This window comes from Miniphocaeibacter halophilus (assembly GCF_016458825.1).
GTDB classification, from domain to species: domain Bacteria; phylum Bacillota; class Clostridia; order Tissierellales; family Peptoniphilaceae; genus Miniphocaeibacter; species Miniphocaeibacter halophilus.
Map to the genome: position 1 here is coordinate 1,716,567 of NZ_CP066744.1, position 14,805 is coordinate 1,731,371.

The 14,805-nt window shown below is 27.9% G+C and carries 12 protein-coding genes; all 12 read left to right on the plus strand.

Going from position 1 to position 14,805, the window contains the following annotated elements:
• The first annotated feature begins 1 nt into the window (after window position 1).
• Window positions 2-2,314: a S8 family serine peptidase gene (locus JFY71_RS08475; protein WP_243660376.1), complete on the plus strand. Its 2,313-nt coding sequence runs from the start codon at window positions 2-4 to the stop codon at window positions 2,312-2,314.
• 9 nt (window positions 2,315-2,323) lie between these two features.
• Window positions 2,324-3,097: a uridine phosphorylase gene (udp, locus tag JFY71_RS08480; protein WP_243660377.1), complete on the plus strand. Its 774-nt coding sequence runs from the start codon at window positions 2,324-2,326 to the stop codon at window positions 3,095-3,097.
• Window positions 3,098-3,288: 191 nt separating this feature from the next.
• A complete protein-coding gene (locus tag JFY71_RS08485) occupies window positions 3,289-4,497 on the plus strand; it encodes a S41 family peptidase (RefSeq protein ID WP_243660378.1) in 1,209 nt (402 codons plus the stop codon).
• A gap of 19 nt (window positions 4,498-4,516) precedes the next feature.
• Window positions 4,517-5,374 carry a polysaccharide deacetylase family protein gene (locus JFY71_RS08490; RefSeq protein ID WP_243660379.1) on the plus strand — a complete coding sequence of 286 codons (858 nt, stop codon included), beginning with the start codon at window positions 4,517-4,519 and terminating at the stop codon, window positions 5,372-5,374.
• Window positions 5,375-5,467: 93 nt separating this feature from the next.
• Window positions 5,468-6,958 carry an IS1182 family transposase gene (locus tag JFY71_RS08495; protein WP_243660380.1) on the plus strand — a complete coding sequence of 497 codons (1,491 nt, stop codon included), beginning with the start codon at window positions 5,468-5,470 and terminating at the stop codon, window positions 6,956-6,958.
• Window positions 6,959-7,158: 200 nt separating this feature from the next.
• Window positions 7,159-9,279, plus strand: coding sequence for an anaerobic ribonucleoside-triphosphate reductase (gene nrdD, locus JFY71_RS08500; RefSeq protein WP_243660381.1), 2,121 nt, complete (start codon window positions 7,159-7,161; stop codon window positions 9,277-9,279).
• A 1-nt stretch (window position 9,280) separates the two neighbouring features.
• Window positions 9,281-9,775, plus strand: a complete 495-nt coding sequence (gene nrdG / locus JFY71_RS08505) for an anaerobic ribonucleoside-triphosphate reductase activating protein (RefSeq protein ID WP_243660382.1) — start codon at window positions 9,281-9,283, stop codon at window positions 9,773-9,775.
• Between the two features lie 212 nt (window positions 9,776-9,987).
• Window positions 9,988-10,482 carry a hypothetical protein gene (locus JFY71_RS08510; RefSeq protein ID WP_243660383.1) on the plus strand — a complete coding sequence of 165 codons (495 nt, stop codon included), beginning with the start codon at window positions 9,988-9,990 and terminating at the stop codon, window positions 10,480-10,482.
• Window positions 10,483-10,484: 2 nt separating this feature from the next.
• Window positions 10,485-11,792 carry an efflux RND transporter periplasmic adaptor subunit gene (locus JFY71_RS08515; RefSeq protein WP_243660384.1) on the plus strand — a complete coding sequence of 436 codons (1,308 nt, stop codon included), beginning with the start codon at window positions 10,485-10,487 and terminating at the stop codon, window positions 11,790-11,792.
• A complete protein-coding gene (locus JFY71_RS08520) occupies window positions 11,789-12,466 on the plus strand; it encodes an ABC transporter ATP-binding protein (protein WP_243660385.1) in 678 nt (225 codons plus the stop codon). The genes JFY71_RS08515 and JFY71_RS08520 overlap by 4 nt, the downstream gene beginning before the upstream one ends.
• Window positions 12,466-13,668 (plus strand): ABC transporter permease, encoded by a 1,203-nt coding sequence (locus JFY71_RS08525; protein ID WP_243660386.1) that lies wholly within the window; start codon window positions 12,466-12,468, stop codon window positions 13,666-13,668. The genes JFY71_RS08520 and JFY71_RS08525 overlap by 1 nt, the downstream gene beginning before the upstream one ends.
• A gap of 147 nt (window positions 13,669-13,815) precedes the next feature.
• Window positions 13,816-14,805, plus strand: coding sequence for a hypothetical protein (locus JFY71_RS08530; protein ID WP_243660387.1), 990 nt, complete (start codon window positions 13,816-13,818; stop codon window positions 14,803-14,805).

Genomic DNA, 14,805 nt, shown 5'->3' on the forward strand with positions numbered 1-14,805 from the left:
AATGAAAAAGTTATTAAGTAAAATATTATTAGCTGCTATTTTATTAACATCGTTTAACATTAACACCAGTTACGCAAAGGAAAATAAAATAGAAGATAGTCTTACTGATAAAATTAATAATAATGAAACAGTAGATGTATTAGTAGATATTAAAAGTACAGAGGAAATAAAAACTGTTGTAGATTTAAAGGATAGTAAAGAAAAAAATATATCTGACAGAGAAAAATATATTAATGAAATAGAAAATAATGCTAAAAAATCACAAAAGGAAATCATTGATTTTTTAGAAGAAAATCTTAAAAATGAAAATATAAAGGAATATGAAAGTTTTTATATAACTAATACTCTACATATTGTAGGTAATGGAAAAACTATTAAAGAATTGGCTAAAAATGAAAATGTTTCATATGTTGAAGAAAATAAAGAAACTAAACTAAATACAGAAAATAATCTTTTCGATGAATCGGAACTTGCATCTAATAATAGATGGAATTTTAAAAATACTAAAATAGATGAAGTATATAGTAAATATAATTTAAAAGGTTCAGGAGTGGTTATTGGGTTTTTAGACAGTGGAGTAGATTATAAACATAGGGAGCTCTTTGATAATTGGAGAGGTAACACAGATGGAGTTGAATATAGCTGGTTTGATGTATATAACAAAAGTGAATATCCTGAAGATGGAGAAATGTCCGGCCATGGTACAGCTATAGCAGGCGTTGCTGTTGGAAAAACCGTAGGAGTAGCACCGGAAGCACAATGGATAGCAGCAAGAGCATTTCAAGGTAAAAGAACTAAAAATTCAGATATTTTAAAAGCAGCAGAATGGTTTTTAGCCCCAGGTGGTAGGGCTGATATGGCCCCTGATATTATTAATAACTCTTGGGGTGAAAATACCAATAGTAGATGGTTTGACAAAATGTTAGCTTCTTGGATTGCTGCAGGAATAACACCGGTATTTGCATCGGGAAATAATCAAAATGGAGAAACTAAAGCAGGTTCCATAGAGTACCCGGCATCTAGTTTAGACGTTATTTCCGTAGGAGCAGTAGATGAGGGAAATATGATAGGATATTTTTCTAAAAAAGGTCCTTCAAATTTAGATAATAGTAAAAGTATTATTAAACCGGAAGTAGTGGCACCAGGAGTAGGAGTATATACAAGTGAACCAGGAGATATTTATTCTTTTTGGACAGGAACTTCAATTGCAGCACCAAATGTTTCAGGTGTTATAGCATTAATGCTTGAAGCAAATAGAAATCTAACAGTATCAGAATTGAAAAACATTGTATCTGTTACAGCAAAACCTACAACAGACAGCAAAAATCAAGTATCACCTAACATGACTTATGGCTATGGTTTGGTAAATGCCTTAGAAGCTGTTGAATTAGCATATAATTACTCAAACTATTCAAATATTAAAAGAATAGCCGGTTTAAATAGAAATGTTACAGCAACAGAAATTGCAAAGAATTTTTATAGTGAAACAGATACCGTGTATATAACAAATGGAAATTTATATGCAGATGGTTTAAGTATGGGGTCATTAACTAAGGCCGACAACGGTCCTTTATTACTAGCAGATAAGGATTCAATAGATACAAATTTAGACAGTACTTTAAAATTACTATCACCAAGTAAAATAGTTATAATTGGGGGAAATAATGCTGTTTCCTCTAAAGTAGAAAAAGATTTGAAAAACTATACTTCCAATGTAGAAAGAATAAGTGGTAGTAGCAGAGTGGACACAGCTATTGAAATTGCAAAAAAAGTTAGGCAGTCTAATAAAACAAAAAATATATTTTTAGTTAACGGATATATTGAAGCCGACTCAATTAATATAGTGTCTGTTTCCAGTAGGGACGGAGTGCCTGTTTTATTTACAGATCAAAATAAACTTCCATCTCAGGTTAAAAATTACATTAATAAAGAAAATATTAAAAATGTTACTATAGTTGGTGGTGAAAACACAGTAGGCAGTAATGTAGTAAGAGAATTAAAAAACACAGGAGTTACTGTAAATCGAATTAGCGGTAGCGATAGGTATGCAACAGGAGTGGAAGTCAATAAAATATACCATCAAGAAAGTAATACGGTATTTTGTGCAAATGGAGTTAATATAGCTGATGCATTATCAGTGGGGCCAGTTGCAGGTAGATTAGGAGCACAGATCCAAATACTACCAAAGGACAATATACCACAAAGTATAAATTCCTATTATTCAGGAAAAACCACAGAAGATTACTATATACTAGGTGGAGAAAATTCCATTTCCAAGATAAATGCTTATAATTTGTATAAGCTATTTCAATAGGAGATATTTATGAAGGAAAAACTTTTAACTGACAGACAATTTCACATTGATTTAGAAAAAGGTGATGTAGGAAAATATGTCCTCTTACCGGGAGACCCTAAAAGATGTAAACTAATAGCAAAATATTTTGACAATCCAAAACTTATAGCAGATAAAAGAGAATACGTAACATACACAGGATTTTTAGATGGAGAAAAAGTTTCAGTAACTTCAACAGGAATAGGTGGTCCATCAACTGCAATTGCAGTTGAAGAGCTATGTAACGTAGGAGCTGATACTTTTATTAGAGTAGGAACATGTGGCGGTATGGACTTAGATGTAAAATCGGGAGATTTAGTCATAGCTACAGGTGCAATAAGAATGGATGGTACATCTAAAGAATATACTCCTGTTGAATATCCGGCTGTTTCCGATTTTGACCTAACTAACTCATTAGTTGATGCTTGTAAAACAAATAAAAATTTATTTCATATAGGGGTAGTTCAAAGTAAAGATTCATTTTACGGCCAACATAGTCCCCATAATAAACCGGTATCCTATGGACTGGAAAATAAATGGGAAGCGTGGAAAAAAGCAGGATGTTTAGCATCAGAAATGGAAGCATCTACCTTATTTATAGTTTCAAGTTACAGAAGAAAAAGAGCGGCAGCAATATTTTTATGTATAAACAATCAGGAACGTGTAAAAGAAGGATTGGAAAACAAAGTAGTAGAAGATGTGGATTTGGCTATTAAAACAGCAATAGAAGCTTTAAGAATTCAAATTAAAAAAGATAAAAATTAAAAATAAAAAAGGAGTTTAGCTTATATGAAAAAGTTAAACTCCTTTTTCTTAAACATATAGTATAAAATAATTTGTATATTTAATTATTTTTGTAATATAATAGCTAGGAAATGAAAAATTTGATTTATTAAAGACATAATACTATTTATTAAGATATATATTTATATGGTATTATATTATAGAGGTGAAAGATGAAAAAATGGTTTAAAATAACTTTATCAACGGTTATTTTAATAGGACTATTATTAGGCTCTTTTTATTTAGGGAATAAAATAGCAATAGATAATGGCAATAAGGTAGTAATTGATAAAGAAGAGTATGATATTTTTTCTAAACTAGATAGTTTTAAAGATATTGTAGATGAATATTTTTTATTTGATATAAAAGATGAGGATTTAAAAACATCAACATATAAAGGCTTTTTCAATGGATTAGGAGATCCATATACAGAATATATGACAGAAGAGGAATATGAAAAATTAGTAGAAAGTTCCAGTGGGGAATATTCCGGAATTGGTGTTTATATTACTGTAACAGATGATAATCTAATAAAGGTTATTTCTCCAATAAAGGGTTCTCCTGCTTTTAATTCAGGTATTCAACCGGGAGATATTATAGCTCAAGTAAATGGAGAAACATTTACAGGAGATCAATTAAATGACGCTATGGCAATTATGAAGGGAAAACCTGGAGATAAGGTTACAATAGGAATAAAAAGATTGTCAGAAGACGGTAGCTATGAAGATTTGGAAGTAAATGTGACAGTGGATATTGTAGAATTAAAGACAGTAGAGTATTCTAAAGTTGATAATTTAGGATATATATTAATTAGTCAATTTGGAGAAAAAACATATGAAGAATTTGTAGAAGGGTACAATTCTTTAAAGGATGATAAGGTTAATGGAATTATATTGGATTTAAGAAATAATCCTGGAGGTTTGAAAGATACATGTGTGGAAATTGCAGACTTTCTATTACCAGAAGGACCAATTGTTAAAACCGTTGACAAAAATGGAAATGAGGACATTTCTAAGTCAGATCCAAAAGAAGAAAATTTACCTATGGTTGTACTTGTAAATAATAACTCTGCTTCAGCTTCTGAAATATTAGCAGGAGCTATTCAAGACTATGAGAAGGCAACTATAGTTGGTAGCACTACTTATGGTAAAGGCTTAGTTCAAACATTGGCACCATTGAAAACTTTTGGTATTAATGATAATGGAGCTTTGAAAATAACAATTCAGGAATATTTCACTCCTAAAGATAGAAAAATAAATGAAGTAGGTGTAAAACCTGACAAAGAGGTAGAAATGCCGGAAAATACGACAGAATATGGAATTGAGCATTTAGATACGGATATTCAGCTAAAGACAGCAATAGATATATTAGCAAATAGTTAATATAGAAATAGGAGGGATTATGAAAGAAAAACTTAAAAACATTAAAAATATATTTGGAGTCATTTCCATTTTTTTCGTAATTATTCTATTTGTTATATTAGTATTTGAAAATAAAAAATATACTAAAAATTTAGAAAAAGATATAACAAAAAAGGAAGAGATGAAAAAGGAAAAGAAAGAGGAGAATAAACCGAATAATATTTATTCTGCAGGGCAAATACAAAAAATTATATCAGGTAAAGAGGAATACTCAGGAGAAAAATTGGTGTTTTTAACTTTTGATGATGGACCTTTTAATGATTCTACAAATAAAATATTAGATGTGTTAAAAGAAAAGAAGGTAAATGCTACTTTTTTCTTACAAGGTAAAAATGTTAAAGATGAAACTTCCGATGTTTTGAAAAGAATTGTAAGTGAAAAAAATGGAATAGGAATGCATAGCTTTGACCATGATTATAAAAGATTGTATCCTGAGAAAGTCGGAGACGCTACTGTAATAGTAGACGAAATGAAAAAAACAGATACTGCCTTAAAAAAACAATTAGGAGAGGAATTTAAATCTAGTACATGGAGATATCCAGGAGGACATATGTCATGGAAGGGATTAGAAGAGGCTGATAAACTTATGGCTGATGCAGGAGTAACTTGGATTGATTGGAATGTCCTTAACGGAGATGCAGAACCTTCTTCTACTAGACCTAAAACTGTAGATGAAATGATTGATAAATTAGATAATTCTATGGAGAATACACCGGTTAAGGATGTAGCAGTAGTTTTAATGCATGATGGAAAGAGTAAAGAATTAACAGTTGAAGCCTTACCTAAAATTATTGATTATTATAAAGAAAAAAATTATAAATTTTGTATATTTAATTAAAAGTTCACTACAATATGTAGTGAATTCAGGCTGTTGACAATGAAATTGTCAGCAGCCTTTTAAAATGGGTAAAAATAATATAGGGTGATAAAAATGATGGGTAAAAAAGACAAGATAAGTAAAACACAAATAGAGATATTAAGTTTAGATTCATTAGTTCCACAAGATCATTTGGTAAGAAAACTGGATCAAGTTATTGATTTAAGCTTTATCTACGATTTAGTAAAAGATCTTTATTCTAAAACAGGAGCCGAAAGTATAGATCCTGTTGTTTTAATAAAATTAAATATTATCCAATATACATTTGGAATTAGGTCTATGCGACAAACAATAAAAGAAATAGAAGTTAATGCAGCATATAGATGGTACTTAGGATATGGATTAACTGAGAAAATACCACATTTCTCAACCTTTAGTAAAAATTATCAAAGACGATTTAAAGGAACAGATATTTTTGAACAAATATTTTTCAGAATTTTAAATGAAATAGCTAAATGTGGATTACTTACAGAAGAAAATATATACATAGATGGAACTCATATAAAGGCAAATGCAAATATACATAATAAAGAAACCATAGAAGTAGAAGAATCTGTTAAATATTACCAAGACATATTAGAAAAAGAAATAAATGAAGATAGAAAAAATCATAATAAAAAACCATTAAAAAAAAACGAAGAAATCAAAACAAAAGAAATAACAGTAAGTAAAAATGACCCAGATTGTGGAATATTTCATAAAGGAGAGCATAAAAAAGTATTTGCATATTTATCAAATACAGCGTGTAATGATTATGGAATAATACTTGATTTTGAAGTAACCTCAGGAAATAAACATGATTCAACAGTATTTCCTATATTATATGAGAGAATAAAGAATAAATATAAAAGTAATAAATACATAGCAATTGATGCAGGATATAAAACACCGGCAATAGCAAAACAAATACTTGATAATGATAAAATACCATTATTACCATATAAAAGACCAATGACAAAAAAAGGGTTCTATAAAAAATATGAATATGTTTATGATGAATATTATGATTGTTATATATGTCCAAATAACAAAATATTAAAATATAGTACAACCAATAGAAATGGATATCAAGAATATAAAAGTAATCCTAACGATTGTAAAAACTGTAAATATGTCAAAAATTGTACAGAAAGTAAGAATAATCAAAAAGTAGTAACTCGTCATATCTGGGAAGAATACATAGAAAAATGCGAAGATATTAGACATACTAAAGGATTTAAAGAAAAATATGGAAGAAGGAAAGAAACAATAGAGAGAGTTTTCGCTGATGCAAAAGAATTACATGGGATGCGATACACATTACATAGGGGTTTAGAAAGAGTTAAAAATGAACTATACCTCTTATTTGGGTGCATGAATTTAAAGAAGTTGGCAAAAATCATATGGAAAAGGTATAAGAATTCTTCCGAATTACATGTTTTATTTGAAGATTTGAAAAATATTTCAAATTTCAGAATTTTAAAAAGGCATTTTAGATTATTGATAAATTCTAAAATGCCTTTTGTCTTCAATCTGAGTTCACTACAATATGTAGTGAATTTTTAATATTAATAATAAAAAATATTTTATACCACAATGTTATATGAATATTTAATGAATAAATTTTAACTATATTAACCGAAATTGGTAGGTTTAGAGAAAGAGTGAGAAATAATTATGAATATTCTTTAACACTACATATAGTGTGTCTACATATAGTGGTTGCCATATATTGTAGATCTGTTAAAATATTTATGGGTGATAAAATGAATGTAATTAAAAGAGATGGAAATATTGTAGAATTTAATAAAAATAAAATAGTATCTGCTATAAAAAAAGCAATGAACAGTAGTACTGGAATATACGAAGAGAATTTAGCTGAAAAAATCGCTGATGAAATAGAGGATTTTTCTAAAACAACAGGGAGAACCTTAACTATTTCAGATATTGAAGATCAAGTATATTATAAGTTAATACAAAATAATAATCCTGCAACTGCTAGGGCCTATGAAAATTATAAGGCAGTTCAAACTTATAAAAGGGAAAGCAATACTACAGATGCTAGTATTATAGGATTATTAAATACAGAAAATTCAGAATTAATGAGTGAAAATTCAAATAAAAATGCCTATATAGCTTCTACACAAAGGGACTTAATAGCTGGAGAAGTTTCAAAGGATATTGCAAGAAGAAAAATTATTCCTACTGATTTAATTCAAGCTCATGATGAAGGTGCAATACATATACATGACATGGATTATATTATTCAGCCTATGTTTAATTGTTGTTTAGTAAATATGAAGGATATGTTGGATAATGGAACTGTAGTTAATGGAAAGATGATAGAATCTCCAAAATCTTTTCAGGTAGCTTGTAATGTAATGACTCAAATTATAGCTCAAATTGCCAGTAATCAATATGGTGGTCAAAGTATTGATATTAGATGTTTAGGAAAATATTTAAGAAGAAGCTATGAAAAGAATTTAAATTTAGCCTTAGAAACTATTGGTGATATAAAGTTTGCTGAAAAAATGGCTGATAAAATGACTAAAAAAGATTTGGAGTCAGGTATTCAAACAATCCAATATCAAATTAATACATTGATGACCAGCAATGGACAAGCACCATTTGTTACCTTATTTATGCATGTAGTTGATGGTGACCAATATGAAAAAGAAACAGCTATGATAGTAGAAGAAATTCTAAAACAAAGAATTCAAGGTATTAAAAATGAAGTTGGAGTTTATGTAACACCGGCATTTCCAAAATTAATATATGTACTTGATGAAAATAATATTCATGAAGAGAGTAAATATTATTATTTAACAAGTCTATCAATTAGATGCACTGCAAAAAGAATGTATCCGGATTATATTTCCGCTAAGAAAATGAGAGAAAATTATGAAGGAAATGTATTTAGCCCAATGGGATGTAGAGCGTTTTTATCACCATGGCAAGATGAAAATGGAACATATCAATTTGATGGTAGATTTAATATGGGAGTTGTTACAATTAACTTACCTCAAATAGGTATTTTAGCAGAAGGAAATGAAAGTAAATTCTTCCAAATATTAGATAAAAGACTTGAATTATGTAAAAAAGTTTGTATGTTAAGATATGAGTTATTACAAAAGGCCAACAGTGATTCATCTCCTATACATTGGCAACATGGTGCAATAGCTAGACTAGGAAAACACGAACCTATTTCAAAGCTATTAACAAATGGATATGCTACTGTAACATTAGGATATATTGGAGTCTATGAAGCTACTCTTTTAACAACAGGAGAAAGTCATACATCTGAAAAAGGTGAAGAATTTGCCCTTAAGATTATGGATCGCTTAAATGAAAAAATAGATCAATGGAAAAGAGAAACAGGACTTGGGTTTGCCCTATATGGTACTCCGGCAGAAAGTTTAACCCATAGATTTAATTCAATAGATAGAAAGAGATTTGGCGTTATTAAAGATGTAACAGACAAAGGTTACTATATAAATAGTTTCCATGTTGATGTTAGAGAAGAAATAGATGCTTTTAAAAAATTTAAATTTGAATCTAAATTTCAAGATAAGTCAAAAGGCGGATGTATTTCCTATATAGAAATTCCAAACATGGCCCATAATTTAGAGGCTTTGGAAACAATGGTAAAATACATTTATGATAATATAACTTACGCAGAATTTAACACTAAATCCGATTTTTGCCAAGTTTGTGGCTTTGATGGAGAAATAACCCTTAATGAAAACAATGAATGGGAATGTCCTCAATGTGGAAACAAGGACACAGCTAAAATGAATGTAACAAGAAGAACTTGTGGCTACCTAGGTGAAAATTTCTGGAACGAAGGTAGAACAAAAGAAATTAAAGACAGGGTATTACACATTTAAAATGAGATATGCACAAATTAGAGAATTTGATGTAGCAAATGGACCAGGCGTAAGAACGACGATTTTTGTTACAGGTTGTACCCTAGGATGTAAGAATTGTTTTAATAAGGAATACCAGGACTTTAATTATGGTAATATTTGGACTAGGGAACAGACTAATGAAATTGTAAAATATTTAAAGTCAGATATTATTGAGGGAATGACCATATTAGGTGGTGAGCCTTTTGATAATTCTGAAGATCTTGTGAAAATTGTATCTGATATTAAAAAAGAAACAAAAAAGAATATTTGGATTTTTTCAGGATATGTTTTTGAAAAATTAATTAAAGACAAAAAAAATATTGAGTTATTAAAGTTGTGTGATGTTCTTGTAGATGGACCTTTTGTTGAAGAATTAAAAAATCTAAGGTTAAAATTCAGAGGTTCTGAAAATCAAAGAATTATTGATTTGAAAAAAACCTTTGAAGAAAATCGAATAGTAAAATATATGGAATAGAAGCAGTTTTGCTTCTATTTTTTATATAGTTTAAATTGACAAAGATTTCTAAAACGGGTATAGTGTATATAAACATTATACACACTATTTAAAAGTAAGTTAAATAAAAGATAAAATAATTAGTTAAATATTTAGAAGTAAATTGTTTAATTCAATTTGTTTTGGTATAATTATAGTGTATTAGTTTATTAATGTACAAAAGGGAGGATAAAATGGATAAAGAAAGATTATTTAAAAGAGCAAAAGGATGGAATACATTTATAATTGTTATTAAAATTATAACAGTAATATTTACTGTATTGGGTTTAGTTAGTTTATATGCGATTAATAATTCAAAGGAAGTAAGAGACCAATTAATTGCAGTGGGAACGGATATGTCAGTTTTTGAAACAAGTACCTTTGATAATATAATTTCAATTATAATTTTAATAATTACTATTGGAATAATTGTTATGGCAATTATGAATTCTAAAAAAATGAAGAATCAAGAACTTTTTAATATTACGCCATATATATTAATAATATTACTAGTAATTTATTCTGTAGCAACAACAATTATTAGTGCGGTTAGTTTAAATGTTCCAGGAGCAATGATGTCAATTATAATAAATATGATAATAAGTATTCTAATAAATGTTCTACCATCAGTAATAATAATATCAAGTTATAATAAAATAAATAATATAATGGGAGAAGAACAAAGATAATTATGACTAAGAGAAGTAAGATAATAGTAGCTATAGTTTCAATAATTCTTATTGTTGCTATAGCACTAACAATATTTTTTAGTAGAGATACTAAAGAAACAGTAGAACTATACGAAGTAATAGAGCAAGATCCTATTTCCTTTTCTGGAAATGTAGAGGCTAGTGAAAAGCAGGAGGTATATTTAGATTCTACTAAAGGAAAAATAAAGGAATATTATGTTAATGATGGAGATTCTGTAGAAGTAGGACAGAACTTATTTATCTATGAAAATGATACAGTTAAAAGTCAATTAGTTCAATTAGATACACAGTATAATTTAGCTGTAGATGCAAAAAACTCTGCAAATTCACAATTAAGTAAAGCTAAAAGCAGTTTATCGGCAGCTAATAAAAAAGTAACTGACCTAAATAATAAAATTAAAAATATTTCTTCAAATATTACTCTGCCAACAGATATTGAGGATTATAACAATCCAAATAATACGGGGAAAAGTTCAGGGGAACTTACTCAGTTGCAGATGGAATTAGAGTCGGCAAAAATGGAAGTTCAAAGTTTGGAGTCTACAATTCCAAGTTTTGAGTCTGCTGTAAGTCAAGCAAATGCAGAAATTAAAGGAATAGATTCCCAAAGAAAAACTGCTAAAGAAAACTTAAACTATGTAGAAAAAGCTAAAATATCCGGAAAAATAAAACTTGATAAAGAGGCTGCAGAATCAGCTATGAGTATGACAGGTGCAAGTCCGGTTGTAACTATAAACAGTAACGAGATTGTTATAAAAGGACAGGTTTCAGAATACGATTACGACAAATTAAAAGTTGATAATAGGGTAAAAATAATAGTTGCAAATTCTGGAGAGGAAATTGAAGGGACTATAAAAAGCATTGAAGAAATGCCAATTAGTAAGGATTCTCAAATTTCTATGAACCAACAAACAACATCAATTGCAAATTATAGTTTTACAGTTACACCAGATGAAAATATTCATTATGGATTTTCAGTAAATATAAAGCTACCTCAAGATAAAATTTATTTACCATTTGAAGCAGTATTAAAAGAAAAAGAAAAGTATTTTATTTTTAAAGTTAAAGATGGAAAAGCAATTAAAGAAGAAATAGAAGTAGAAATAGAAGATGGTATATATAAATTAATATCCGGTTTAAAGCTTGGCGATAAAATAATTTCCAATATAGAAGGTATAACTGAAAATATGGAAGTAAAAGTAGACGATGATAGTAAAAATAATAATACAGAGGCTACAAAAGAAGTAGAAGATAGTAATAGTTCAACAAATCCGGAGACACAACAATGATAGAGGTAAGGAAGGTTAACAAAACATATATTACCGGAGAGGAAAAACTACATGTGTTAAAAGATGTATCCTTTGAAGTACATGAAGGTGAATTTGTTGGAATTATGGGTGAATCAGGCTCGGGAAAATCAACCTTAATGAATATAATAGGATTTATGGACAATAAATATGAAGGAGAATATCTTTTTGATGGAAAATTAACAAAAAATGAAAATGATGATAAACTTTCCCATATAAGAAATAGAGCTGTCGGGTTTGTATTTCAAAATTTTAATTTAATAGATAATTATACAGTTAGGGAGAATGTTGAATTACCATTATTATATGCAGGATTAACTCCTAGAAAAACAAAAAAAATTGTTTTAGAAGCATTGGAATCTGTAGGAATACCTGAAAAAATAGATAAATATCCTACACAACTTTCAGGCGGTCAGAAACAAAGGGTAGCAATTGCTAGGGCAATAGTCCATAATCCTAAATTTATCCTTGCAGACGAACCAACAGGCGCTTTGGATTCAGCAACATCAAGAGAGATTATGGAAATATTTAAAAAACTAAATATAGAAAATAAAACAACTGTAGTTATGGTAACTCACGATAGAAGTTTAGCTTCCTACTGTTCAAAAGTTCTTTTTATGGTTGATGGAAATTTAGAAGAAAGGTTTGATTTGTAATGAAATTTTCGGTATTATTTTCAGATGCATTTAATGCTATAAAAAGAAATAAAAAACGAAGTATACTGACTATGTTAGGAATAGTAATTGGAATTGGTGCAGTAATAGCAATAATTTCTATTGGCCAAGGTTTTGAAAATTATGTAGTAGAGGAACTTACAGAAGATGAGTCTCAAGATATTACTAGTAATATTACTTTTCAACCTAATGATATGTCCCTGGCATATGATTCAAATATAAAGTTTTTTTCAGAACAGGATTTAATAGAAGTAGGAAAAATTAAAGGTGTCAAAAATGTAGAAATAACCGGTGTAAACACCGATTCAAATAATGCTTCAATGATTTTGGAAACAGATAAAACTACAGAAAATTCTACAGCTGAACTAGTAAAAAACACAGATAAAAAATTAGTCGAGGGAAGAAATTTAACATCCGTAGACAATAAAACCAAAAATAGGGTAGTTGTTATTAGTGACTATATTGCAAAAAAGCTTTTTGAAGATAAAAATTCCTATCTAGGTAAAAATATAAAGATTAATGGTCTAAATTACCAAATAGTAGGTGTTTATAAAGGTGCTACCGGTATGATGGCAATGATGAATTATTCTCTATTAATTCCAAAAGATACATATGAATTTTATAATGAGGCAAAATTTGCAAGTGCTTCAATAACCTTGTATTTGGAAAAAGGTGCTCAGGTTTCAGATGTATCGGAAAAAGTTGTAGATTTTTTAGCCGACAATGGAAGCATGAAAAATTTAGGCAAATATACCTTTGTGGATATTGGAGAAATAATGGATGGTATATCCAATATTCTAGATAGCATTACTACTTTTATAGCCTTAATAGGAGGTATTTCACTTCTAATAGCAGGAATAGGAATAATGAATATGATGTTTATATCAGTTTCTGAAAGAACAAAGGAAATTGGAATAAGAAGAGCTTTAGGAGCAACAAAGAAGAATATTACAATACAATTTTTATTAGAAGGAATAATAATAACTGTAATTGGCGGAATATTAGGGTATTTCTTTGGTATACTATTTGCTATGATAATAGCTATATTTTTACCTTTTACAATTTCAATAGAGACAGGCCCTGTACTTGTTTCCCTATTTATTTCTCTAGCAATAGGCATTATATTTAGCTATAGTCCGGCAAAAGCTGCAGCAAATAAAAATGTAATTGAAATACTAGCCTAGTATAAAATTTAATAAATAATTTATAAATCAAATATATCTATATAGGTGTATTTGATTTTTTTAAACTTAAAATTATTGTAAAACGATAATTTAACTGATATAATTATTGTAAAACAATAATTATATCAAGGGGGGGATATTATGAATATGAAGAAGAAATTAACCATGTTCTTAATAATAGAAGTTTTAATACTTTTAATTTTTAATATTTTTGAAGCAAATATTTTTAATATGGAACAAATAGTATTTTTTCCATATTACCAAATAAGTAATATTTTAAGAAGTATGTCTATAAGTGGAAGTATTGGAAATATAATATCTTGGGCTATATATATTTTAATATCTATAATTCCAATAATAATTTTTGTTAAGATAAAAAGGAGAAATAATTTTAAAAATATAGATTATTTATTATTATTTATTTCATTATTGATATTTTTAACTATATATGTAGGAATAAACCCAAATATAATTGAGATAATTTTAAAACAAAATATTAGTTTACAAATTTCATTTCCTATTATTACAAATCAATTAATTTTATTGTATATTATATGGAGATTTTTAAAGATAGATATAAATAGATCAAACTCTATAAAATATATTATAGGGATTTTGTTTTTAACAAACGTTATTGCAGTAATTAATATTTTTGGTGTTGGCTTAAAAGATAATTTAAATAATATGGAAACATTAAGTTATTATGGCAATACAATATCTATATTTGATTATTTGAATAGATTAAAAGAAAAATATATGTTTGCAATAGATAATTATGAATTGATTAGAATTATTCTAGATTTTATAAATAATAATATTTTTAATATAATGTATATTTTTTTAAATATGAATTTAATATATATTCTTATAGATATGGAAAACAAATTTAGTGAAAATACTGCAATTAATAAATTATATTCACTAAAAAATAAAATTAAACTTGGCTTGTTATTATCGATTTTTATAAATATAATTATAAATTTGGTCTATATAATTTTTGAAAAGCATTTTTACAACATTACTATAAAAATAAATTTTAACTTAGAATTATTGGTTTATTTTTTATTTATTAGTTTAATTGTACAGTATTTAATAAAAGTTAAAGAAATAAAAGATGAAAATAAAATGTTTATTTAA